This is a genomic window from Paenibacillus eucommiae (assembly GCF_017874215.1).
GTDB classification, from domain to species: Bacteria; Bacillota; Bacilli; order Paenibacillales; family NBRC-103111; genus Paenibacillus_AI; species Paenibacillus_AI eucommiae.
Genome location: NZ_JAGGLB010000009.1, coordinates 180,020 through 204,554, shown reverse-complemented (window position 1 = coordinate 204,554; position 24,535 = coordinate 180,020). Strand labels below are relative to the sequence as shown.

Genomic DNA, 24,535 nt, shown 5'->3' with positions numbered 1-24,535 from the left:
AGAGGAGTCTGCGGAAGTGATATATCGGTGGGGGTACGTAAGATTTACCCTGTTAGGACTTTTACTCATTGTTGGCGCGTGTCTAGGATTTGTTAGTTCGGCACATGCAGCTACTTTTTCAGTGACGACTACAACAGTAGATTCAGCAGATATAAATCCAGGCGATGGGATCTGTGCAGACAGTAACGGCCAATGCTCGGTCCGGGCGGCCTTGATGGAGGCCAATGAACTTGCGGGTGCAGATGTGATAAACATTCCGGCTGGCACGTATACCCTGACTTTGGGGCAGTTGGAGATAAAGGATCACGTTAAACTTGTCGGGACCTCGGGTAATCCAGCGAATACCTACATCCAAGCTGCTAACAGCGCGGCAGCAGCAACGCATCGGGTATTAGAAATTAATCCTGATTTGAATGCAGCTGGATATGATGTGACGATACAGGGATTAACCATTCGTCATGGCAAGGCGCCGGATGATAACGGTTATGGTGGCGGCGGTATTGGTGGTGACGTAGGGGACAAGACACTAGTGATCAGCAATTCCGTTATTGAGAAAAATATCGCTTCGGGAAAAGGGTTTGGCGGCGGTATGTATATGTCGGGGTCAGGCGCGGGGAAGGTACAGCTGACGGATGTTGTTTTTGATCAAAACACGGCTGGAGAATCAGGCTCGGCTAGCTACGGCTCCCGGGGAGGCGGACTTTATCTGGAAGGGGATATGACCCTTGAAATGTCTAACATACAGGTAAAGAACAACACCTCCTATGGAATGGGCGGGGGTATGGCTATCCTATCAGCCTCTCAGGCATCGCGTACAGTTACTATAAGCTCCAGTACCATTACTAGTAATAAAGCTAATAGTAAAATCGGTGGTACCGAAGGAAACGCCGGCGGACTTTACCTGGGGACTCCAGCAGCGATTACGAATACGACAATAACTAACAATACCTCTGGCGGGGACGGAGGCGGATTGTTTCTCAACTTTTTTACCGGCTCTGTGTCATTAACGGATGTAGAGGTAACAGGCAACTCCGCTGTAAGTGGCGGCGGGATGTTCATCAATGCGAATAAAGCTCCAAGCTTAACGCGTACTTCTATTACTGGTAATACGGGAGGAAACGTTGCTGTTAACACGGAAGGAACGGACATGCGGATTGCGATTGCGCCGAACGGCGTATTCTCGCAAGGAAAGACAGGCGCACACTATTCGGTCACCGTACAAAATACGGGTAATGTAAAAACAAATGGCCCGGTGACAGCAACAGTTACACTCCCAAGTGGACTAACGGCTACGGGTTTAGCAGGAACCGGATGGGCGTGTACACTTGAAACATTGACTTGTACAACTTCCAACGTTCTGAATGGCAAGAGCAGCTACTCTGTCATTGATGTGACTGTTGATGTTGCTGCCAACGCACCGCGTACGGTGACAAGTACCGTCCAGGTATCAGGTGGTGACGAACTCGATGTAAGTAACAATGCAGGCTCTCACCTTACAACGGTGTTGAGCAGCGATGCGAGTCTTCAGGGACTTTTCTTATCAAAAGGAGTGTTAAACGAAACATTTGCTTCTGAAACACTTGTCTATACGGCGGATGTTCTGTACGCAGTCAACTCGTTAAGAGTTACACCAATTGCCAATGAGTCACATGCAACAATAAAAGTGAACAACGTTACGGTGAGTAGTGGACAGCCTAGTGGTTTACTGGGACTACTGGTAAGTGATAGTAACTTGATCACGGTCAAGGTAACTGCGGAAGACGGCATTACAGAGAAGATATATCAAATAACGGTGAGCCGTGCTCCACAATCAGATAATGCCAATTTAAGTGATCTGAAGGTGGACGGGACGAGTGTAGCTGATTTTGCTTCAGGCACGTTGACGTATGAATGGGATGTGCCCAACGTGACGACAGCTGTCGTGGTGACGGGAATTGCAGAGGATGAGACGGCAAAAGTAGAGGTTACAGGCGGCAGCACTTTAGTCGTAGGCGAAAATACAGTTACGGTCAAGGTGACGGCCGAAGATGGAACGACCGTGCAGACGTATACTGTGAAGGTAGTCCGGGCACCAAGCAGTAATGCTAGCTTGAGTGACTTGAAGGTAGACGGAACGAGCGTTACAGGTTTTGCATCAGGTACGTTCGAGTATACATTGAATGTTGCGAACGCGAAGACAGCAGTCGTGGTGTCAGGAACAAAGGCGGATGCGACAGCGAGTGTCATGGTTGTAGGTGGCAGTAGTTTAATCGTAGGCGAAAACACCGTGACGGTTACGGTGACGGCCGAAGATGAAACGACGGTGCTGACGTATACCGTGAAGGTAGTGAGAGCGGCAAGCAGTAATGCGAACTTGAGCGACTTGAAGGTAGACGGAACGAGTGTCACTGGATTTTTACCTGGCACGCTATTGTACACGGTGAATGTTCCAAACGCGAAGACAGCGGTAGTGGTATCGGGAGTGGTTGCGGATGCAACAGCTAGTGTAAGCGTGGCGGGTGGCAGCAGCTTAGCCGTAGGCAACAACACAGTGACGGTTACGGTGACGGCCGAAAATGGAACGACGATCCAGACGTACACTGTAAAAGTAGTGAGAGCGGCCAGCAGCAATGCGAGCTTGAGCGACTTGACGGTCGACGGAACGAGCGTTACAGACTTTGCACCAGGTAAGTTCGAGTATACATTGAATGTTGCGAACGCGAAGACAGCGGTAGTGGTATCGGGAGTGGCCGCGGATGCGACGGCAAGTATAAACGTGGCAGGCGGCAGTAGCTTAGTCGTAGGCGAAAACACCGTGACGGTTACGGTGACAGCTGAAAATGGAACGACGGTGCTGACATATACCGTGAAGGTAGTGAGAGCGGCCAGCAGCAATGCGAGCTTGAGTGACCTGAAGGTGGACGGAACGAGCGTTACAGGCTTTGCACCAGGTAAGTTCGAGTATACATTGAATGTTGCGAATGCGAAGACAGTGGTAGTGGTATCGGGAGTGGCCGCGGATGCAACAGCGAGTGTAAGCGTGGCAGGCGGCAATAGTTTAGTCGTAGGCGAAAACACCGTGACGGTAACGGTGACGGCCGAAGATGGAACGACGATACAAACGTACACTTTGAAAGTAGTTAGAGCAGCAAGCAGCAATGCGAGCTTGAGTGACTTAAAAGTGGACGGAACGAGCGTAACTGGATTTGATTCTGGTACGCTGACGTATACAGTGAATGTTGCGAACGCGAAGACAGCAGTCGCAGTGACGGGAACAGCGGCGGATGCAACAGCGAGTGTAAGCGTGGCAGGCGGCAGTAGCCTAGTCGTAGGCGAAAACACCGTGACGGTTACGGTGACAGCTGAAAATGGAACGACGATCCAGACGTACACTGTAAAAGTAGTGAGAGCGGCCAGCAGCAATGCGAGCTTGAGCGACTTGAAGGTGGATGGAACGAGTGTCACTGGATTTGATTCTGGCACGCTGACGTATACAGTGAATGTTGCGAACACGAAGACAGCGGTAGTGGTATCGGGAGTGGCCGCGGATGCAACAGCGAGTGTAAGCGTGGCAGGCGGCAGTAGCTTAGTCGTAGGTGAAAACACCGTGACGGTTACGGTGACAGCTGAAAATGGAACGACGATCCAGACGTACACTGTGAAAGTATTTAGAGCAGCAAGCAGTAATGCGAGCTTGAGCGACTTGACGGTGGACGGAACGAGCGTTACAGACTTTGCACCAGGTACGTTCGAGTATACAGTGAATGTTGCGAGCGCGAAGACAGCGGTAGTGGTATCGGGAGTGGCCGCGGATGCAACGGCAAGTGTAAGCGTGGCAGGTGGCAGTAGCTTAGTTGTAGGCGAAAACACCGTGACGGTTACAGTGACGGCTGAAAATGGAACGACGATCCAGACGTACACTGTGAAAGTAGTCAGAGCAGCAAGCAGTAATGCGAGCTTGAGTGATTTGAAGGTGGACGGAACGAGCGTTACAGGCTTTGCACCAGGTACATTCGAGTATACATTGAATGTTGCGAATGCAAAGACAGCGGTAGTGGTATCGGGAGTGGCCGCGGATGCGACAGCAAGTATAAGCGTGACAGGCGGCAATAGCTTAGTCGTAGGCGAAAATACAGTGACGGTTACGGTGACAGCTGAAAATGGAACGACGATCCAGACGTACACTGTAAAAGTAGTTAGAGCAGCAAGCAGCAATGCGAGCTTGAGTGACTTGAAAGTGGACGGAACGAGCGTAACTGGATTTGATTCTGGTACGCTGACGTATACAGTGAATGTTGCGAACGCGAAGACAGCAGTCGTTGTGACGGGAACAGCGGCGGATGCGACAGCGAGTGTAGTCGTGGCAGGTGGCAGTAGTCTAGTCGTAGGCGAAAATACAGTGACGGTTACGGTGACGGCTGAAAATGGAACGACGATCCAGACGTACACTGTAAAAGTAGTCAGAGCGGCAAGCAGCAATGCGAGCTTGAGCGACTTGAAGGTAGACGGGACGAGTGTCACTGGATTTTTACCTGGCACGCTATTGTACACGGTGAATGTTGCGAACGCGAAGACAGCAGTCGTTGTGACAGGAACAGCGGCGGATGCGACAGCGAGTGTAGTCGTGGCAGGTGGCAGTAGTCTAGTCGTAGGCGAAAATACAGTGACGGTTACGGTGACGGCTGAAAATGGAACGACGATCCAGACGTACACTGTGAAAGTATTTAGAGCAGCAAGCAGTAATGCAAGCTTGAGCGACTTGAAGGTAGACGGAACGAGTGTCACTGGATTTGACTCTGGCACGCTGACGTATACAGTGAATGTTGCGAACGCGAAGACAGCGGTAGTGGTATCGGGAGTGGCCGCGGATGCAACAGCGAGTGTAAGCGTGGCAGGCGGCAGCAACTTAACTGTAGGCGAAAACACCGTGACGGTTACAGTGACGGCTGAAAATGGAACGACGATCCAGACGTACACTGTGAAAGTATTTAGAGCAGCAAGCAGCAATGCGAGCTTGAATGATTTGAAGGTAGACGGAACGAGCGTTACAGACTTTGCACCAGGTACATTCGAGTACACAGTGAATGTTGCGAACGCGAAGACAGCAGTCGCAGTGACGGGAACAGCGGCAGATGCAACAGCGAGTGTAAGCGTGGCAGGCGGCAGTAGTTTAGTCGTAGGCGAAAACACCGTGACGGTTACGGTGACAGCTGAAAATGGAACGACGATCCAGACGTACACTGTAAAAGTAGTCAGAGCAGCAAGCAGTAATGCGAGCTTGAGTGACTTGAAGGTAGACGGAACGAGCGTAACAGGATTTGATTCTGACACGCTGACGTATACAGTGAATGTTGCGAACGCGAAGACAGCAGTCGCAGTGACGGGAACAGCGGCAGATGCAACAGCCAGTGTAAGCGTGGCAGGCGGCAGCAGCTTAACCGTAGGCGAAAACACCGTGACGGTTACGGTGACAGCTGAAAATGGAACGACGATCCAGACGTACACTGTAAAAGTAGTCAGAGCGGCAAGCAGCAATGCGAGCTTGAGCGACTTGAAGGTAGACGGGACGAGTGTCACTGGATTTTTACCTGGCACGCTATTGTACACGGTGAATGTTGCGAACGCGAAGACAGCAGTCGTTGTGACAGGAACAGCGGCGGATGCGACAGCGAGTGTAGTCGTGGCAGGTGGCAGTAGTCTAGTCGTAGGCGAAAATACAGTGACGGTCACAGTGAAGGCCGAAGATGGAACAACGATCCAGACGTACATTGTAAAAGTAGTCAGAGCGGCAAGCAGCAATGCGAGCTTGAATGACTTGAAGGTGGACGGAGCGAGTGTGACAGACTTTGCACCGGGCACGTTCGAGTATACGGTGAATGTTCCAAATGCAACGACAGCAGTCGTGGTAACGGGAACAGCGGCGGATGCGACGGCAAGTGTAACTGTGACGGGCGGCAGCAGCTTAGCCGTAGGTGAAAATGCAGTGACGGTTACAGTGAAGGCAGAGGATGGAACGACAGTACAAACGTACACTGTAAAGGTAGTCAGAGCCAAAAGCAGTGATAAAAGCTTTAATTTTACTCTTAACGTAGATGGAACTTCGAGTGATATCCAATGGGATACGGGTACGAATTCAGCCTCTATAAATGTAACGAGTGCGGTTTACAGTGCGACAGTTACAGGGAGTGTATATGACTCTACAACGCAGCTTGAAATAAACGGCATTAATGTAGCGAGCGGACAGAACATAACGATCCCACTAGAGGAAGGGTTAAATACCGTTCTCATAAAGGTTACAGCTGAAGATTTATCAACTGAGGATTATATGCTCCTTATTACGCGTTATGGCAATGCGGAGCTTACTGGACTTACTGCGAGTGGTGTGGATTTAACGCCACCGTTTAACCTAAGTTTGCTGAACTATAGAGCAGATGTCCCTTATACACTCAGCTCGACAACAGTAACAGCTTCCGTATATGATCCCAATGCCAAGGTTACTATACTGGGCTTGGAGGTAAGCGCAGGCAGCCCGAGCGAGCTAATACAATTAGCTGTTGGTGAGAACATCATTCCAGTTGTGGTTACTCCAACATTTGGCTTGCCGCAGTATTATACGATTACCATTACGCGAGCTGAATCAGATGATACAGGCTTGTCCGGACTGATTGTAAATAACGGAAACGGATCGCCGATTGCAGTCACATTGGGAGCTGATGGAAAGTATTACGCCACAGTGAGCAATTCCAATCTTGACTTGATCGTCACACCACAACCGGCAGATCCTGGAGCAGGAGTTCAAGTAAACGGTCTTGCTGTGGATCAACAAGGCGAGTCCAGTTTAATTCCCTTGGTCTATGGTACTAATGAAATTACGATAGTTATAACATCCCAAGCGGGTACAGCTAAGACTTATCATCTTTTGGTAACGCGTCAGCAGCCTCCTTCTAATCCAGGTGGTGGTGGTGGCACAGGAGTAATTACTCCAGCCAAAGTCACACTGAGTATAGGGGATAGCGGAAGAAGCATAGAGCTTCAGGTTCAGAGGGAGCGTACACCAGCAGGTAAAGTTATTGATAAGATCGTTATAACACCGGATGCTATGATCCTATTAATGAAAGAAGCAATAGAAAAGAAGCAGGGAGTCATCAGACTGATGCTCTCACAATTACCGGAGGATAACGACCAGGTCAATGTTATTATTCCTGCTAATGCCTTGCACGTTTTGGAGGGGAGCGGATTGGCACTTAGTATTGAAAAAGACAAGGTCCAAATCTCTCTTCCTTCTCATACAGTCGCCAAGGCGGTGCAATCCAAAGAAGATTTAGAGATCCGTTTTGTTCCGATCCGCAAAGATTCAGAGAAGCAGGAAGCCCAGAAGCGGGTTCTGAATGCGCAGATTGTAACTGAAGCTGCCGGAAATGGGAAAGTAGTCATTCATGGTTCGCCGATGATTATCGAGATGAACTTGAAGAACCAGGAGGCGAGACTGAACTTCTCGTTAAAAGGCATTAAGATTCCTGCAGATCCAATAGAAAGAAGTGAATTCTTGTCTTCGCTTGGTGTATATATCGAGCATAGTGACGGAGAGAAGGAACTGCAGAAGGGCATTATTAAATACGACGAGCTAAACAATCCCATAGGCATTGAGATCGTTATTACCAAGTTCAGTACGTTCAGTATGCTTGAGGTTCAGAAGGTAGTAGTAGATACGGGTAAACACATGAGATGGATAGAGGGTTATCCGGACGGGACATTTAAACCAACCCAGTCCATCACGCGGGCAGAGATAGCAAGTATTCTTGCAAAAGCTATCGCTAAGCCCCAACCGTCGAACAGTTCGCAAAGGATCAAGTTCAAGGATGTAGCAGAAAATCATTGGGCGGCAGATGTCATTGCTCAAGTGCAGGACGCAGGTTGGCTTGGTGGCTATCCGGACGGATCTTTCAAACCGGACGCACCAATTACAAGAGCTGAGCTCGCTGCTATCATCGTAAGGCTCAAGAAGCTTGAAGTGATTGAGAGTGATCAATCTTTCACTGACACACCTGGCCACTGGGCAGCTGGCTACATTCAAGCGGCTAAAGCTGCGGGATTGGTAGATGGCTATGAAGATGGTTCATTCCGTCCAGATCAAAAATTAACAAGAGCTGAAGCGGTAAAAGTAATGAATACCCTGCTAAATCGTCCTACACCAGAGCTCGAAAAGGGCGTTTGGACAGATGTTAGCAACAAGGATTGGTTCTGGTTGGAAGTTCAATCGGCCTCCATTTCCTTCAACCTCACGCGTTATGAAGATGGTAGTGAGCATGCCGTGATTATTCCGTAATCAAATAAGTGTCACCATGTATAGAAAAATCCCGCTGGGCATGAAGCGAGGCCATTGAAAGAGTCCCAATTGTATAACAGGGTACCTTACCTCAAGATTCTTCGAGGAAAGGTACCCTATTTTTTTGGTATAAGAAATTTTAAGAGCTTCACTTAACGATGTTTACCCGATAGGAAATTCCTACCAACCAGATTGATAATTAGTTGACTACTTGTACCTACATGGTGTAGATTTATATATAACTACATCATGTAGAGGAAGGAAGAGCATTATGACAAAATGGCAACGGATGTCGGAAGCTGAGAAACAGATCATGGACATCATATGGGCGACAGGACGGCCTGTTACAACTTCAGAGATTATTCATAGACTGCCGGAGGGCAAGGCATGGAAGCAGAATACAGTTATCACATTTTTAGCCCGTTTGATGGATAAAGATATGATTACAGCTACCCGCATAGGAAAAGCGAATCATTATGAGCCTCGTATCACCGAGCAGGGATATCAGAATCTTGAAACAAAGCAGTTTATTAAAGAAGTTCATCGGGGTTCGGCATCTGGATTAATAAGTGCGCTTTGCGACAGTGGGGATTTAACGAAGGCAGATATTGAACAATTGATGCAAAAGTTGAAAGCGCAGGCAGAAGAAAGATGATGGTCGAGTTTTACTACTCTGTACTTCTCATGTCCACTGTTGCTGCGATCCTATACATAGTGCTCAGGGTTTGCATCAAGTGGACACAGAAGCATTTTACGGCTACCTGGATCTATTATTTACATGTTCTGCTCAGTATCTTTTTTCTCATTCCGTTTTACAAGCTGTTTGCCTATTTGGATATTGACTTCATGCAAACCGCGAATCGTAGTTTAGAGATAAGCCCTGTCGTGAAGCCGCTTAGTACCCTTGTTCAAGGTTCTTTTACGTTTCCTTTGAATATCCAGGAGGGAAGCTATTCTGCAATCTATGCTGCAATCCATGAATCAAGCTTTGCTGCCTCGTTATTAGTTGGGCTGTTGCCTTATATGTTGGCGGCGGGGACCTTTATTTTTATCGCGGTTATAGTGCTTCGTAGTATTAAATTTCATCGTCGAATGTCACAAATATGCGAGCTGGCTGAAGACCCGCTCATTCTGAATGAGCTTGCGGCATGCAAACAAAAAATGGGTATAACCAAAGAAATTCCGGTCTATTTATCACCCTATGTCAGTACACCGTTTCTGTATGGGATATTTAAACCGCGAATCGTTTTAGCTGCGGCTATGGAGTTTTCGTCAGAAGAATATCATCAGATCATGATGCACGAGTTGACTCACTATAAGCGTCATGACATTTTACTTAAATGCCTCCTGCTATTTATCCATGCACTTCACTGGTTTAATCCATTCGCTTATTTGGCTAGACGGGATATAGATCGCTATTGCGAACTGTCCTGTGACGAGAAGATTGTTCGATTTATGAACGAGGATGAGAGAAAAAGATATTGTGAATTATTACTTAACGTCCTATGGAATGCGGCTAATCAAAAAGAAGAATTGGTTTCCGCCTTCAGCGGTAAGCGAAAATATCTGGAGAGGAGGATTAGTATGATTTGGAGAAGTGAGGGCCATAAGAGTAAAAAATCAGGAAAATCAGTTCGTGTCTTTGCTGCCGCTATATTACTTTCTTTTGCATGCATGAGCACGGCTTTTGCCTACATCGGAAGTCACAATGAATCAGCTCAGATGGGTGGTAAACCACAAGCCTCTGCTAGTAAAGCAGGAACCTACGTGCCTGATGAGGATACTATTCTCGAAGGTGAGGTGGGTACGACGATTCGTAAAGGCGACTTGATTTTCGAAAGAATGGAGAGCGATAGTCGTTTATTTTCTGAACACTCCGCTGGCAATTTAGCCGGTAATCAGCTTACGCATCTCATTAAGGATAGTGAAATGGATGAATACTGTACGATATGGATCAGAAATGCGGGCAGCGGACATATCATATTTACAATAACAAAGGACTCGCCTACTGGAACTGTGGTTCCTGGAAGTATTGTGAGAATTCCTGCTCATACCACATGGACTATCTCTACCCTAAAGACTTTGAAGGCAGGAGACTATTATACCAATTTTACATCGGGGAGTTCTGATATGTCAGGCCGAGCGGCGTACACATTAACATTAACTAAAGAGTAGTCTCTATGGGCAGTCCTTTTGAGCGTGTTCTTCGTATGCTTCACTTAACGATGTTTTTCATCGTTAAAAGAGTGCTGATGGCCTCTCAGGGTAGTTAAAAGGGATTTTAACGATGTTTTTCATCGTTAAATGAAGAATAAGGAGAGGACCCAGTGCTTTTAACGATGAAAAACATCGTTAAAGTAGCAGATCCGTCTCCGCTGCGTGCACTTCATTCCTAGCGCTGCGCCCGCTAGGAAATCTCCTCCAATCAAGAGTAGAACCCTTGTTGGCTGTTCGTTTGAACTTGGTGTTCGTGTGATTCGTGTGAATGTAGCTAAAGAGAGGAAATGGCTGTGGGCGGAAGAGCGGAAGCGTCCGCCTTTAAAGATTTGTTCCTACCTCTTCATCGATACCATTCAGGGAACAAATCTTTAACAGCGGCTGGAGCCCACAGCCATTCCCTCTGCAACGCACCCAAGTCACGAACATGCACCTCAAAGGACGCGCAAGGCGTTTATCTTACACAGGTGGATTATTTTTGGATAGTATCCAGCACGCCATTGGTAAAGTATAAATATTGGGCGTCGAAGCTAGTGCCATACCGATAAACCCATTGTTCCATGCTATCGTATGCATTGAGATTATCAGGTTCTCCCCAGGAATAGTAGACCTGCTCCTTAGTCATTCCGATACGTACCTTCTCCCGCCGGATGCTGTCTTTGATATCCTTGGACCAGTTGAAGTCGGCTAATAGATCTTTTGTATAAAAGGAAGAGGTAAGGGAGTCCAAGGAATAAAATGTGAATTTAATCGTTGTAGAGCCGTTGCTTAATGTTGCGTTGAGTCCGTTATAGTCGATCAGAGTTAGTTTCTCGTATTGATAAAACCGTTCATTGCCGGGATATGGCAAGTCACGACTGCTCCATAGCGATTTGGCGTATTTCTTCCATATGTTCTCTGCTGCAATATCAGTCGTAAGCTTTGTTATTTGTACTTGGACCTGGATGTTAGTGCTCCAGTCAATATCCTTACTCAAGTCTCCGGCAGTGAGGTCGATCCGGCGATCACTTCCCCAAGCTGCCTTGATGTCCAGTTCCTTGATCAGAAATGACACTGGCGCATACATCACATAATTCTCCGAGATAATCGGATATTCCATGCGATTGTAATGCCAATCTTGGTTCTGGCTGACTGTTGCGGACAAATTACTATTAGAGCCAACCAATATAACCTGTTTCGGATGATTGATTTTCAAGAAGCCATCGACCTGTTCAGCCGACAGTTTCACTTTGCCCAGGAGCGCCCATAGCGGTACGTAGACAACATTATTGCGCACAATAGGGGGATATTCGGACTTGAGATAATCGCCATTCACATAGATTTTGTAATTGTCTTTGGTCATCTGCACAGGTCTTCCTTGATCCCAAGGACCCTCATACCAGACTTTATCGTAAATGGTGGTGCCTTCTACCGCCCTCCCCTTTCCGTGTGGCAGCCCATTCTTCAGCTCGCCTGAATAAACAAAATGATGGCCCTTCCACTCAAAATAAGGATAGCCCATTACATATAGAGTCAGGTCGTCGCTCTTAACGGTTGCCATCTGTTTCTTCCCATCCCATTCCACCTTAGCGCCGAAGGCCTCGCTGATTAACCGCAAGGGCACGAAAGTCCGGTCATCTTCTATTCGCGGCGCGACCTCAAGCATTGTGCTTTGCCCGTTGACTGTAACGGCGGGATCGCCGATTTTCATAAACACGGAAGACCCTTCCTTATTCAGGGTGATGGACTTCTGCTTCCCGTCCCATATCAGCTCTGCATGTAACGCATCCGTAATATCGCGCAGAGGAACGAGCATACTGCCGTTAATTAAAATCCCGATATCCATATTGATTCCTGTGGCGGGGGCTGGCTCATCCGCGAAGACCGGGAATGACGACGCGAACATCAAAGTAAGCGACATCGTCATAATGATAAAACGTTGAAAAAACTTGTTCATTCTCGCAAAACCTTCCTTTAAACATAGTAAGTGTATCTTAAAACTCTCAAAAAAATTTGAAAGGTCCAAGCAAAAATAGGAAAAATAGAAAAATATGACTATGACTTGAATATTATAACCTAAAAACTCCCTTTGAACATCATAGGAACGCTAGATTTTTACAACTCTATAACAAAATAATAATATCATTTATAAAAAGAGGTGAATGCTTTGGCAGCAATTTTAATTGTTGAGGATGAACCGTCCATCAATGAGCTGGTGAAAAGGAATCTGCAGCTTGTGGGGCATCGCTGCACTTCTGTTTTTGATGGTCTAACGGCCATTTCGGAAATGCACGCGCAGACCTACGATCTCATTATTTTAGATATCATGCTGCCTGAATTGGACGGGTTTGAAGTGTTTAAACAAGCACATGAAATTCCGACGATTTTCTTAACGGCACGCAGCAGCTTATCCGATCGCATCATGGGATTCTCTATGGGGGCTGACGATTATTTAACAAAGCCCTTTGAAATGTTGGAGCTGCTTGCCCGCGTGGAAGCCGTATTGCGGCGAACTCAAAAAAATAGAAGCTGCTTTGAAGCGGAAGCAGTGAGGATTGATTTTGATAGCCGTCAAGTCTTCTATGAGGGACAGCTTGTGGAATGCACCCCAAAAGAATATGAATTGTTAGAGGTGTTGGTGAACAACCGTAATATTGCATTGTCCAGAGAACGGCTTCTGGAGCTTGTGTGGGGCTATGATTATGAAGGCGATACCCGAACGATTGATGTTCATATACAAAAGCTGCGGAAAAAACTAGGCTGGGACAATGTGATCAAAACGGTCTACAAGCTGGGTTACCGTTTGGAGATAAGTATATGAAATACAGGACCTTTCTAACAACGCTTGCGCTTTTTTTGTTCTCCTTCAATCTTGGGATATTCTTTATTTCTGTCGCTACATTCAAAGATACGATTAAACGAGCTGAAGAAAGAAGCTTGGGCGAGCATTATTTTATAACATCTGCGCTGATAAAGGATTTTCATGCTGTGGAAAGCCGTGGCACGGAAATTGAGGGCTCTTTAGATGCGCTGCTTCAGCCCTACAGTTATTTGTCCGGGGATAAAAAGGTTAAACTTGCGCTTTACAAGGGTGATCAGCTGGTTTATTCCAATCGGTTGGAAATCGCTATACAGAGCCGTTTTTTGGAACCTCTTGTGGACAGAAATCGGCTGGTTTCAATACAACATGCAGATGCGCGTACTTATGTAATTGTTTCGGGTAAGCTCCCCACGCCCTACGATTTGTATACAATGCTCTATCTTTATGATACAACAGATGAAATCACCGAATGGAAACATATGAAGAATATGCTGTTTGTCGCGGGATGTATTCTTTCCGGGTTACTTGCTTTAGGTCTTCTAGTATTGCTGAATCGAATATTCAAGCCCCTGCTGCAGATTTCTCAAATATCCCGCAATATCGCGGCGGGTGCCTATGAAACTAGGCTTCCGGTATCCGGGCATGATGAGCTTTCCGAAATGGCACAAAGCTTCAATCATATGACGGAGGAAGTCCAGCGTCAAATGACGGAGCTTATCACCGCGGCGGAGAAAAAGCAGCAGTTTATTGATAATTTTGCCCATGAGCTCCGTACGCCTCTGACCGCAATCTATGGATACGCGGAATATATGCAGAAGGCTGCCTTGACTGAGGATGACAGATTGTCCGCAATCGGCTATATCATGTCGGAAAGCCTGCGTATGCAGACAATGGCCTATCAATTACTGGAGCTGGCAAACCTTAATCATGATCAGATCACCTTGGAAGCTCACAACGTATCCGACCTTTTTCAAGCCGTCAAACAGACCTTGCATAGTAAGGTTCAGGAAAAAGAAATTCAACTGGAGTTTCTTTGTGAGGTGGATGTTATTTGGGGAGATGCCTGCCTGCTGCAAAGTCTGTTTGTTAATCTGATAGACAATGCGATAAAAGCGTGCGGTACGGGTGGACATATCCGGGTGCGGGCCGCCATAGAGGACGAGAAGAAAACGGTTAACATCCAGGATAACGGAAAAGGTATGACCTCCGAAGTACTGGGGCTTATAACAGAGCCCTTTTATCGGGCAGAGAAATCACGAAACCGCAGGGACGGTGGCGCGGGCTTAGGTCTTGCCATCTGTAAACAGATTGTTTTGTGTCACGGTGCGGAGCTAGAGTTTATGAGCCATCCCGGCGAGGGGACTACAGCAAAAATAAGTTTTACAACTCCATAATGACTTGATGATGATTCTATAATTCTGCCGCTTTATACTGCGTATTGTGATCACAAACAAAACCATGAAGGAGAGATTCAAATGAAGGAGAACAGATTGGACAGGGACGGTTTTAAAAATAATGGCTTTAGAAAGAACATATTGGCGGCAGCCGTGGTCATTGGAGCCTGCACGCTGCTGTTCCAGGGATTCACACAGGCAGCGACATCGGTGGAAGTAAAAAAAATAAAAACGATCCCTACAAGCTATGCGAAAGTTGCAACGGATTCATCCCAAGCGGCACAGCAAAGTCAAAGTCTACCGAAAGGCTACAAGAAAGCAAACTATACGATCGGAGCAATTGACCTTGAATATTACAACAACCAAACGCCAACGAACAAGGACATGTCCCAAAAAGCCGCAGCGGAAATCGGTGCACAGGCTCTTTGGCAGGTATTTGGTCTGAGCTTGGAGGGTCAAGTGATTGAAATGGGATACCAGCAGGCAACCGACAGTCTTCCCCGCTCGAGCTGGTACGCTGATGTGCTGATCGACGGCGAGCGCAGTTATTGCTTCTCTGTGGACTCGGTAACGGGAGAATTATTTAGCATAGTCCATGGAAGAACGCTGGATAAAAAGGTTTCGGTAGCTTTTGATGCGGTTCTGGATAAAAACCCGCAGGAATATGTGGCGCTGGCAAAAAAATTGGCGGAGACATATAACGTTGTTCACGGCGCAGTCAAGTCAGTAGAATACAATGGTCAGGGTTACAGCAGCAATGATCCCACGATTTCGGTAGATATCACGGGTGAAAACGGGGAAATTGCATTGATGTCTTTCTCCCGATACGACAAGGTGCTGCTCGGTATCAGTTATAATGGGTCGTACAAGCCGAGTAAGGAATTCAATGAAAAGCTCATGGAGCGAGTGCAGGAAAAGGCCAAAGAGCTTGAAAAGTCTGCTCCTCCTGCCAATGAGAACGATGTACCCTTTCTGAGGGTTTTGGATTTGTAAGGAGACCTTTCTTAAATGATTAAAGCAAGTGTTCAGCCCATAAGCCGCCACTATATGTTGGTGGCTTTTTGATGCAGCTGCTGGAAAGTATGCAGTTTTTGGTGAAAGCATGGAGTCATAAAAGAAGCGCAGTCTTTCCATATCTCCACTATCCCTTTCGCTCAGGAAAGCAACCTCGGCTCAACCTTTGCTCAATCCTTGCTCAACCTCTGCTGGCAGTCCGTTTAAGCGTGGCATGTTCGGTATTTTGTAGCCGTGAGGGAAGGGTTGTGGGAGGGAGAGCGATAGTAGTAGCTAGTAGCAGCAGTAGCAGCCCGCCTCCCTTGAAGAATTGAGCTTGTGCTTCACTTAACGATGTTTTTAATCGATAATGCAAGTATTTCCAGTAAATCAGTCACTTTAATGATGATTTTCATCGTTAAAAGTGGTCGGACGGCCTCTCGGAGTGGTTAAAAGGGATTTTGACGATGTTTTTCATTGTTAAAGTAAAGATGTGGAGCCGAGCTCTTACTAGCTCTTCTGGTGCTTTTAGCGATGAAAAACATCGGTAAAGTAGCAGCTCCTTTCAGCTCTTCATCCCCAGACGCCTCAGTCCGCTAGGAAATTTCCTCAAGTCACGGGTACGCATCTCAAAGGAGGGAGCATGGCGTTTTTCTTAGCTGTTCACAGCAGGAAAAAATCGGGGCTTGACCTGGAGTTAACTCCAGGTTGTAAGATGTCTGTAGCGGTTTCTTCCACAATAAGCAGCTGGAAGGTTAAGCATAGAATTGGAAAGAAAGGCAGGTGATTCCCCATGAAGCAGACTTATAGGATCAGGCAATTCGCCGCGCTCACTGGCGTGAGTGAAGACACGCTGCGCTATTATGAGAAGACTGGGGTGCTGCCCCCGGCTGGGCGCAACAGCAATGGCCACCGCTATTATACTGCGGAGGATGAAGAAAGGGTGATGGTGCTGCTGTGTCTGAAGAAGGCAGGAATGTCACTTGAGGAAATTAAGCCGTTCATGCAGCTGGCTATCGATGAGGAGATGCAGAATGCCCCATTCATCCAAGAGATGCTGCTGAATTACAAAAACAAAGTCGAGGGGCAAATGCGTGAATTGCAAAAAATATTGGATGTCATTTCCGTAAAGCTTTATAGCGGCGAAAAGCTCGGCTTAACCAGACCGGCATCAAACACGGAGGGAGCATGCAGCGATGAATAACAGCTGGAACAAGACAGCCTGTATTACAGGAGCAAACTCAGGGATTGGACTCGAGTTGACCAAGAGACTGCTGGCAGAGAACTGGCGTATTATTGCTTTAAATCGTTCTTTATTTCCAGAAAATGAACAGGGTATCAAGGAGGCCATTCATCAGGGGCAGTTGACACTGTACAGAGCCGATCTGAGCGACTTCATCCAGCTTAAAGCGGTTCTGGGTCGTGTGAAGTCGGAAGTGAATGCGATTGACGTGCTGTTCAACAATGCTGGAATCAGCCTGTCAGGTCCGGAGGTATCCAAGCAGGGACGCGAGATACACTATGAGGTTAACAGTGTTGTGCCTTATATTATTGTGATGGAATTGAAGTCTTTGCTTATGCAGGGGGCGATGAAAACGATCATTAATACCTCGTCCAATGCTTCTTTGATGGTGAAGCAGTTTGACTCCGAAACATGGGGGCAGGTGCAGAAGTTCCGCAAGCTGTTAGGGCCGTATGCCTCCAGTAAGCTGGCCCTGTCATTATGGACAGAGCAGGCTGCCCTCCGATTTGCGGAGGAGAGCATTCGGATGATCAGTGTCTGCCCGGGGCCGAACAAGACGCCGATGACCATGAGCGACGGTATGCCAGCCTTTATGCGGCCATTTGTTCACCTATTGTTTCAAAAGCCAATCAAAGGTGCTTCCAGATTGTATGAAGCCGCGTTCGAACCGCGATACAACAGAAGCAGCGGAGCATTTCTCGTAAAGGGCAAGCCGGTCCAGCCGCCGTTTGCGCAGCATGGACCAGCGCTGTTGGCCCAGATTGATGCCATCTACCGGCAGGTTTTCATCCGGGAATCTCTAGCATAGAGGCTGTTAGTCTGAGTGCGTGTTTTGTCCGAATTGAAGCAAGTATCCGTTATTATCATAAATCGCGAATTCTCTCTTGCCATATTCAAAGTTTTCAATGGGGTAGCAGATGCTTGCTTTTCCTTTTATTTGCTCCCAAAATCTGTCCACATCATCCATTTCGATGTATAAGGAACCTGTAAAATCAGGCCTGTCAAAAGGAATGTGCTCATTGGGTAATGAGACCATAATGACAACTTGATCGTGTCGTAAAGAAGCCCATCCCCAGTCTTCGCTGTAGCTTTCGCATGCAAATCCCAAAATATCTGTATAGAAAGCTATCGTTTCTTTTAGTTTTGTTGTGCGAAGCATAGGAGACAATCTAAGAAACTTCATTTCGTTCAACTTCCTTTCCCCTAAATATTGCTTGCTTGCATGCCTGAGCTTGCATGACTGAGCTTAAGCTCAGTCAGTTCGGCCCTTCTCAGGAAGCTGCACATAAAAAGTTGTGCTTTCATGAATGACGCTTTTGGCGTAAATTTTCCCTTTGTGCTGCTCAACGATAGATTTGGCTATCGCCAGACCGAGGCCATACCCGCCTTGCTTGCGTGACCTGGATGAATCTGCACGGTAGAACCGGTCGAAGATTCTTTCCAGATGCTCTGGCGGAATGCCTTCACCGGTATTGGCCACCGATAGCAGAACGTCGTTATGCCGTTTTTTCAGCGTTATATTTATGGATCCCTTGGGGTTTGTGTATTTAACGCAGTTATCCAGAAGGATCATGACCACCTGCTTCATTTGCTCACTGTTGCCGCGTGCACGCAGCTCAGGCTCAATCTCATAGCTAAGTGAAATATGCTTCTCGAACATGACGGCTTCCATCGTTAAAATGACGCTTTCCACAGCTTCGCTTACGTTAAATGTAGTATAGATCATGCCAGCTCTGGAATCATCCATTTCGGTTAAATATAAGAGATCGTTGGTCAGCTTCGTCATTCTTGCCGTTTCCGACTTAATATAGTGCAGCCACTTCGATTGATTGTGAATCGTGTCTTCACTATTGGACAAGAGGACGTCCGCATTGGTGTTAATGACGGCTAACGGAGTTTTCAGTTCATGGGAAGCATCACCGATAAATTGCTTCTGTTTATTGAATGCTTCCTTGACAGGGGCGATGGAGCGGTTGGCAAAATATCGGCTCGTCAAAAAAATCACGATGAGCATAAACAGTCCAACGACTAGGAACGTATACACGAGGTTCGTCACGATTTTCTGCTGGGCAGTAACGTCAAGGTATACGATGAAATAACCTGCGTCATTTTTTTTCAGCGTATAGGCCCATCTATTTCCATCGAGATTAAATTGGCCGTTATCCGAATTGCTGGAGACAGCTGCTTGTTTCGCAAGCTCATAGAAATCGCTGTCCATATCGAATCTGGAGTTAATGGTTGTGATACTCCATTGTTTATCGATGTGCAGCGAGAAGGAGACCGAACGCTCCGGCGGCGGGTTCGCATTGCCCATGGATTCCTGCGGGAATTTCCCACTACCACTACCACTGCTGCCACCACCACTCCCACCATTACCGCCACCAATTCCACCTCCGCCCCCGCTCTGCCAAGGCCCCCCTATGTTTCCATTTGGTTTGCTGTAAAATTCAGAAACTCTGTGCAATTCCATTTCGATATCCCGCTGCACATTTTGATAGGTAATCGTGTAGATCGAAGCGAAGGCCAGGAGCATCATGAAGGTTATGATGACCAGGTTAACGATAAGAAACCGATTCCGGAGTTTATTGAACATTAGGGAGTCACCTCTAATACGTAGCCTACGCCTCTAATGGTATTTATTCGGACTGAGGAGTTTAGGAAGGCGATTTTTTTCCTAAGGAAAGAGATATATACCTCCACATTGTTATGTTCAACCTCTGAATCGAAGCCCCAGAGCTTTTCGATAATCTGCTCCTTGGAAGTTACCGCACTTTTCCTCGACATCAGCAGCTCCAGCAGCTCGCTCTCTTTTAGGATCAGCTTGAGTTCCTTTCCCATGCATGTCAGCTTGAGATTGGTCATATTCAATTCAATATCTCCGAATTTTAAAGCATCCTCGGGCATGACCTCGCCCTTGCGCCTTAAAGCTGCTCTGATTCTTGCCAAAAGCTCCTCAGTCGAAAATGGTTTGGCTACATAGTCGTCAGCACCATAATCCAGTCCAGAGATCTTGTCGGATATCTCTCCCTTGGCGGTAAGCAGGATAACAGGTGTTGAAAACCCCTTGCTGCGAATTGTCTTCAATATGGTGATACCGTCCATTTCAGGCAGCATAATATCGAGCAGCAGCAGATCATAGATGCCGCTTAAAGCGTAATCCAGCCCTGATTGGCCGTCATGAACGGTATCGATGGAGTAATGATGCTTCTTTAAGATTTGGGTTAACGCCTCCGCAAGATGAACCTCGTCTTCTACGATTAATATTCTCATGGCTGCTTCCCCTTTGCTTCATCATGGTATGCCGCATTGCAAGTTCATTATATGAAGGGAACCTTTAATCAATCTTAATTTTAGCATGAGTTTGCACGCAAAGAAAAAAGTTCAGATGACTTTGTTCTGAAATTATTAGAAAGTATAAGTTTTAGGATGCCTGGAGTGAAAGGAAGTAGTCGTTTGGTGCAGCTTTACAGTGATGAAATGCTCGGTGTGACTGTTCATTCAGCAAGGGAATCAGAAAGGAAACACAGATTTCCCTACCTATCGCCACTATTCCCACTATCCCCTTCCCTCAGGAAGCAGCCTCTATGGGCAGTCCTTTGAGCGTGCGATGCACTTGGGCGATGTTTTTCATCGTTAAGAGAGGGCAGATGGCCTCTCAAGGTGGTTAAAGTAGCAGATCCTTCTCAGCTGCGTGCTCTTCATTCCTGGCGTTGCGCCCGCTAGGAAATCTCCTCCAATCAAGATAAAAACCCTTGCTGGCTGTTCGTTTGAGCTTGGTGTTCGTGTGATTCGTGCGATTGTAGCTAAAGAGAGGGAATGGCTGTGGGAGGAAGAGCGGTAGCGTCCGCCTTTAAAGATTTGTTCCTACCTCTTCATCGATACCATTCAAGTGAACAAATCTTTAACAGCGGCTGGAGCCCACAGCCATTCCCTCCGTCATGCACCAACGCCATGAACACGCTCCTCAAAAGACGCCGCAAAGCGTTTATCTTCATTTAAGATTCATTAAAGGTTCCGTCTCTAAGATATAGACATGAAGCGGCGAAGCATTCGTCCACAAGAAAGGAGCACAACCTATGGCTATTGAGGTGTTCAACCGATATGAAAGCAAGTTTCTGATGGATAGCAAAGCGTTCTACCTTATATATAACCGCTTGCTTGAATATATGGAGCTGGATGAATACAACAAGCATGATAAGTTCTATTCCATAAGCAATATTTATTTCGATACCGAGCATGATTCCTTGATCAGGAATAGCTTGTCGAAACCCAAGTACAGAGAAAAACTCCGGATACGAGCATACGGTATTCCCGAAAACGATGCCAAAGTGTACTTGGAATTGAAGAAAAAGGTGTTTGGCCTGGTCAACAAGAGAAGGACAGCACTGAAGCTGAACGAGGCCTACGATTTCGTTAGAACGGGCGTGGAGCCGGAGTTCAGGGCGGGTATGAACAAGCAAGTGATTCAGGAGATCCATTACTTCCTGCAGAGATATGACTTGCAGCCCAAGGTTTATCTGGCTTATGACCGGATAGCGCTGTTCTGCAAGAATAACCGGGATCTGCGAATTACATTCGACACGAATATTAGATCGAGACGATACGATCTTAAGCTTGAAAGCGGCGATTTTGGGGAAGATTTGCTGGGCCGCGGGCAATGGTTGATGGAAGTGAAGGCGGAGAAAACAGTACCCATCTGGCTATCCAGAATGCTGTCGGAGCAGCGGATGTTCCGGACGAGCTTCTCCAAGTACGGCAACGAATACAAAAAAATGCGAATGAACGAAAAATTAGCGGGGGAGGGCCTTCCATTATGATCGAATCGATTTTCGCTTCGACCCAGACAAGCTCGGAATTAACGTTGAGTTACGCACTGTTAACCATTTTCATATCTATCGCGTTAGGCGCGATCATCAGCTGGACCTATATGCGAACGCAAACCAATTACGCTCAAAGCTTTACTTTGACGATGATCGTTCTCCCCATGATTGTGGCCATCATTATTCTTCTGATCGGAAGCAACATCGCTCGGGCTTTCAGCCTTGCAGGAGCCTTTTCCATTATCCGGTTCAGAAGCGCCCCGGGAGATCCGAAGGATATCGCATTCGTCTTGTTCACGATGGCCGCCGGACTTGCTTGCGGTGTCGGATCATTCGGTTATGCTGTACTGTTCACCTTATGTCTTTGTGCGTTGATGTTTTTCCTGAAAGCCATTAAATTTGGAGAAAAAAAAGCGGCGCAAAAAATGCTTAAAGTAACAATCCCGGAAAATCTGGGGTATGAGGAAGCTTTTGATGAGATATTTAAAGCATTCAAGATTGATTATGAGCTGAGGAAGGTCAGAACAACTGAACTGGGCAGTCTGTATGAGCTGGTATATTCGGTTACTATCGACCATCTTACAAACCAGAAAGAATTTCTCGACGCTGTCAGGTGCAGGAATGGGAATCTGGATATCACGTTGACGATGAACCCCTCCATGTCCGAATACTAAATGAAGAAATAAAGAGAGGAAGATGAATCATGAAAGATCTATGGAATTTTAAACAATTAGGCATCGTTCTTTTGAGTGCCGCTCTTTTGACAGCATGCAGCGATAAAGCGGCAACAACTTCCAATGTCGGCGCATCTCCAGCTGCAACGGTTCAATCGAATGTTAGTACATCTGGCGGAACTGGTACGACTGGACAATTAGCCAGCGTCGATCTGACTGAGAAGGTTGAATATGACGACGATGATTATTATACGGATTGGAACTCAGACAATTTGACTGAAATCAAGTTAAATGGTACCGGCGCAAGCATCAATGGTTCAGGGGCCGCGGTGAAGGATAATAACGTTACGATTGCATCGGCAGGAACTTATGTGGTGAGCGGGAAGCTGGATGACGGGCAAATCGTGATCGATGTACAGGACAAAGGAACCGTTCGCTTGGTTTTAAACGGAGCTGAGATTCATAATAGCAGCAGCGCTGCAATTAACGTCATAGAAGCGGGAAAAACGATTATTTCTTTGCAAGAAGGAACAGATAATCTTGTATCAGATGCACAAACTTACCTGTATCCGGATGCATCTACGGACGAACCGAATGCGGCCATTTTCAGCAAAGATGATCTGACGATCAATGGCACCGGCAAGCTTGTCGTTCAAGGAAACTATAATAACGGGATTACAAGCAAGGATAAGCTGAAAATAACGGGGGGTACGCTCGACATCCATGCCGTTGACGACGGGCTGATGGGACGCGACCTGGTTGCTGTTCAGGAAGGAAATATGACGATTACAGCAGGTGGAGACGGCGTCAAATCATCGAATGATACCGATACTGCCAAAGGCTGGGTTGTCATTGCGGGAGGCACGTTCAATATTGAATCAGGTAGCGATGGCATTCAAGCAGCGTCCTCCGTGCTGATGGATGGAGGTTCCTACACGATAGTATCTGGCGGGGGCAGTGATTCAGGCAGCCAATCAGATGAAACAGAATCAGAATCAGAATCGCAAAGCACCAAAGCAGTGAAAGCGGCGGCTGACATTTGGATTAAGAACGGTACGTTCAACCTGAATTCTGCCGACGACTCCTTACACAGCAATGGCCATATTAACATAGCAGGCGGAGATTTCACGATTGCTTCCGGTGACGATGGGATTCATGCGGATGCTTCGATCTCGATTGCAGGAGGAACCATCGATATTGCCAAAAGCTATGAAGGAATTGAAAGTTCGGCCATTACGATTTCGGCTGGTGAAATACATGTTGTCGCCAGTGACGATGGCATCAATGCTGCCAGTGGCAATGACGAATCTTTGGGCAATGGGCGTTCCGGACAGGATCAGTTCAGCGCCTCTGCAAGCAATAAGCTCACAATTAGCGGCGGATATGTAACTGTCGATGCGGCTGGAGACGGTTTGGATGCGAATGGCTCCATCGTGATGACCGGTGGTACCGTAGTTGTGAATGGTCCAACTGCCAACGGCAATGGTGCTTTGGATTACGATGGCACATTCGAAATGAGCGGCGGTTTCCTGGTAGCTGCCGGCAGCTCGGGTATGGCCCAGGCAACGTCCGAGCAATCGGCGCAATCCGGTATTCTGATGACTTATTCGCAGAATCAGGCGGCAGGAACGATGGTGCATCTGGAGGATAACGCAGGAAATACCATCATCACCTTCGCGCCATCGAAAAATTATCAGGCCGTATTCGTCAGCTCGCCAGATTTGCAAAAAGACGCTGCCTACACCCTCTACTCGGGAGGAACCTCGACTGGCAGCGAAGCGAATGGCTTGTACACCGATGGCGAGTATAAGGGCGGGACAAAGGTTGTGGAGTTCGAGCTTGCAACTACTGTAACCTGGTTGAACGAGTCGGGAGTTACCGAAGGCAGAAGCGCTGGTCCGGGTGGGGGCGGTGGTGGTCCAGGAGGACGCGGCGGCAATCCGGGAGGAAATGGTGGCGGAGGCTTTGGCGGACAGGGTGGAGATCGCATGCCACCTGATGGCGAACGGCCACAATAAAAGGTAAAAAAGAGCCCCAAGGTTAAGATTTAGGGGCTCTTTGTGCTGTGATCATAGAGGGCTGACTGCTT

Annotated in this window: 15 protein-coding genes; 11 read left to right on the top strand and 4 right to left on the bottom strand. The window is 47.1% G+C overall.

The window, feature by feature from the left end; translation table 11 throughout:
* Positions 1 to 16 precede the first annotated feature (16 nt).
* The 3 genes from J2Z66_RS15525 (at position 17) to J2Z66_RS15515 (ending at position 10,480) form a co-directional block, all read left to right on the top strand.
* A complete protein-coding gene (locus tag J2Z66_RS15525) occupies positions 17 to 8,305 on the top strand; it encodes a cadherin-like beta sandwich domain-containing protein (protein WP_209972345.1) in 8,289 nt (2,762 codons plus the stop codon).
* Positions 8,306 to 8,576: 271 nt separating this feature from the next.
* Complete coding sequence (locus J2Z66_RS15520) at positions 8,577 to 8,960, top strand: BlaI/MecI/CopY family transcriptional regulator (RefSeq protein ID WP_209972344.1); 384 nt, start codon at positions 8,577 to 8,579, stop codon at positions 8,958 to 8,960.
* Positions 8,957 to 10,480, top strand: a complete 1,524-nt coding sequence (locus J2Z66_RS15515) for a M56 family metallopeptidase (RefSeq protein WP_209972343.1) — start codon at positions 8,957 to 8,959, stop codon at positions 10,478 to 10,480. Before J2Z66_RS15520 ends, J2Z66_RS15515 begins: the two co-directional genes overlap by 4 nt.
* 514 nt (positions 10,481 to 10,994) lie before the next feature.
* On the opposite strand, the gene J2Z66_RS15510 is transcribed toward J2Z66_RS15515, so the two are convergent.
* Positions 10,995 to 12,458 carry a stalk domain-containing protein gene (locus J2Z66_RS15510; RefSeq protein ID WP_209972342.1) on the bottom strand — a complete coding sequence of 488 codons (1,464 nt, stop codon included), beginning with the start codon at positions 12,456 to 12,458 and terminating at the stop codon, positions 10,995 to 10,997.
* Positions 12,459 to 12,668: 210 nt separating this feature from the next.
* Here J2Z66_RS15510 and J2Z66_RS15505 point away from each other — a divergent pair, with 210 nt between their 5' ends.
* The 5 genes from J2Z66_RS15505 (at position 12,669) to J2Z66_RS15485 (ending at position 17,760) form a co-directional block, all read left to right on the top strand.
* Positions 12,669 to 13,322: a response regulator transcription factor gene (locus J2Z66_RS15505; protein WP_209972341.1), complete on the top strand. Its 654-nt coding sequence runs from the start codon at positions 12,669 to 12,671 to the stop codon at positions 13,320 to 13,322.
* Positions 13,319 to 14,716 (top strand): sensor histidine kinase, encoded by a 1,398-nt coding sequence (locus tag J2Z66_RS15500; RefSeq protein ID WP_209972340.1) that lies wholly within the window; start codon positions 13,319 to 13,321, stop codon positions 14,714 to 14,716. The genes J2Z66_RS15505 and J2Z66_RS15500 overlap by 4 nt, the downstream gene beginning before the upstream one ends.
* Positions 14,717 to 14,797: 81 nt before the next feature.
* Positions 14,798 to 15,709 (top strand): hypothetical protein, encoded by a 912-nt coding sequence (locus tag J2Z66_RS15495; RefSeq protein WP_209972339.1) that lies wholly within the window; start codon positions 14,798 to 14,800, stop codon positions 15,707 to 15,709.
* A gap of 793 nt (positions 15,710 to 16,502) precedes the next feature.
* On the top strand, positions 16,503 to 16,913 hold the full coding sequence (locus J2Z66_RS15490; RefSeq protein WP_209972338.1) for a MerR family transcriptional regulator: 411 nt from the start codon (positions 16,503 to 16,505) through the stop codon (positions 16,911 to 16,913).
* Positions 16,906 to 17,760, top strand: a complete 855-nt coding sequence (locus tag J2Z66_RS15485) for an SDR family NAD(P)-dependent oxidoreductase (RefSeq protein ID WP_209972337.1) — start codon at positions 16,906 to 16,908, stop codon at positions 17,758 to 17,760. The genes J2Z66_RS15490 and J2Z66_RS15485 overlap by 8 nt, the downstream gene beginning before the upstream one ends.
* Before the next feature lie 6 nt (positions 17,761 to 17,766).
* Here the strand turns inward: J2Z66_RS15485 and J2Z66_RS15480 are convergent, their stop codons facing one another.
* The 3 genes from J2Z66_RS15480 to J2Z66_RS15470 all read right to left on the bottom strand — a co-directional run bounded on the left by J2Z66_RS15480 (position 17,767) and on the right by J2Z66_RS15470 (position 20,222).
* Positions 17,767 to 18,135: a VOC family protein gene (locus J2Z66_RS15480; RefSeq protein WP_209972336.1), complete on the bottom strand. Its 369-nt coding sequence runs from the start codon at positions 18,133 to 18,135 to the stop codon at positions 17,767 to 17,769.
* Positions 18,136 to 18,204: 69 nt separating this feature from the next.
* Positions 18,205 to 19,545 (bottom strand): sensor histidine kinase, encoded by a 1,341-nt coding sequence (locus J2Z66_RS15475; RefSeq protein WP_209972335.1) that lies wholly within the window; start codon positions 19,543 to 19,545, stop codon positions 18,205 to 18,207.
* Entirely contained in the window at positions 19,545 to 20,222 is a 678-nt protein-coding gene (locus tag J2Z66_RS15470) for a response regulator transcription factor (RefSeq protein ID WP_209972334.1), read from the bottom strand. The genes J2Z66_RS15475 and J2Z66_RS15470 overlap by 1 nt, the downstream gene beginning before the upstream one ends.
* Before the next feature lie 806 nt (positions 20,223 to 21,028).
* On the opposite strand from J2Z66_RS15470, the gene J2Z66_RS15465 reads away from it, so the two are divergent.
* The 3 genes from J2Z66_RS15465 to J2Z66_RS15455 are packed head-to-tail and all read left to right on the top strand — an operon-like array spanning position 21,029 to position 24,464.
* A complete protein-coding gene (locus J2Z66_RS15465; RefSeq protein WP_209972333.1) occupies positions 21,029 to 21,769 on the top strand; it encodes a polyphosphate polymerase domain-containing protein in 741 nt (246 codons plus the stop codon).
* The gene (locus tag J2Z66_RS15460) at positions 21,766 to 22,446 is read left to right on the top strand and encodes a DUF4956 domain-containing protein (RefSeq protein WP_209972332.1); all 681 of its coding nucleotides are present in this window, start codon (positions 21,766 to 21,768) and stop codon (positions 22,444 to 22,446) included. The genes J2Z66_RS15465 and J2Z66_RS15460 overlap by 4 nt, the downstream gene beginning before the upstream one ends.
* A 29-nt stretch (positions 22,447 to 22,475) precedes the next feature.
* Positions 22,476 to 24,464 (top strand): carbohydrate-binding domain-containing protein, encoded by a 1,989-nt coding sequence (locus tag J2Z66_RS15455; RefSeq protein ID WP_209972331.1) that lies wholly within the window; start codon positions 22,476 to 22,478, stop codon positions 24,462 to 24,464.
* Positions 24,465 to 24,535 lie beyond the last annotated feature (71 nt).

Bases quoted from the DNA above. Each gene is read 5' to 3' on its own strand.
- J2Z66_RS15520 (WP_209972344.1), top strand. From the start codon at position 8,577: ATGACAAAATGGCAACGGATGTCGGAAGCTGAGAAACAGATCATGGAC.
- J2Z66_RS15515 (WP_209972343.1), top strand. From the start codon at position 8,957: ATGATGGTCGAGTTTTACTACTCTGTACTTCTCATGTCCACTGTTGCT.
- J2Z66_RS15510 (WP_209972342.1), bottom strand. From the start codon at position 12,458: ATGAACAAGTTTTTTCAACGTTTTATCATTATGACGATGTCGCTTACT.
- J2Z66_RS15500 (WP_209972340.1), top strand. From the start codon at position 13,319: ATGAAATACAGGACCTTTCTAACAACGCTTGCGCTTTTTTTGTTCTCC.
- J2Z66_RS15495 (WP_209972339.1), top strand. From the start codon at position 14,798: ATGAAGGAGAACAGATTGGACAGGGACGGTTTTAAAAATAATGGCTTT.
- J2Z66_RS15490 (WP_209972338.1), top strand. From the start codon at position 16,503: ATGAAGCAGACTTATAGGATCAGGCAATTCGCCGCGCTCACTGGCGTG.
- J2Z66_RS15485 (WP_209972337.1), top strand. From the start codon at position 16,906: ATGAATAACAGCTGGAACAAGACAGCCTGTATTACAGGAGCAAACTCA.
- J2Z66_RS15480 (WP_209972336.1), bottom strand. From the start codon at position 18,135: ATGAAGTTTCTTAGATTGTCTCCTATGCTTCGCACAACAAAACTAAAA.
- J2Z66_RS15475 (WP_209972335.1), bottom strand. From the start codon at position 19,545: ATGTTCAATAAACTCCGGAATCGGTTTCTTATCGTTAACCTGGTCATC.
- J2Z66_RS15470 (WP_209972334.1), bottom strand. From the start codon at position 20,222: ATGAGAATATTAATCGTAGAAGACGAGGTTCATCTTGCGGAGGCGTTA.
- J2Z66_RS15465 (WP_209972333.1), top strand. From the start codon at position 21,029: ATGGCTATTGAGGTGTTCAACCGATATGAAAGCAAGTTTCTGATGGAT.
- J2Z66_RS15460 (WP_209972332.1), top strand. From the start codon at position 21,766: ATGATCGAATCGATTTTCGCTTCGACCCAGACAAGCTCGGAATTAACG.
- J2Z66_RS15455 (WP_209972331.1), top strand. From the start codon at position 22,476: ATGAAAGATCTATGGAATTTTAAACAATTAGGCATCGTTCTTTTGAGT.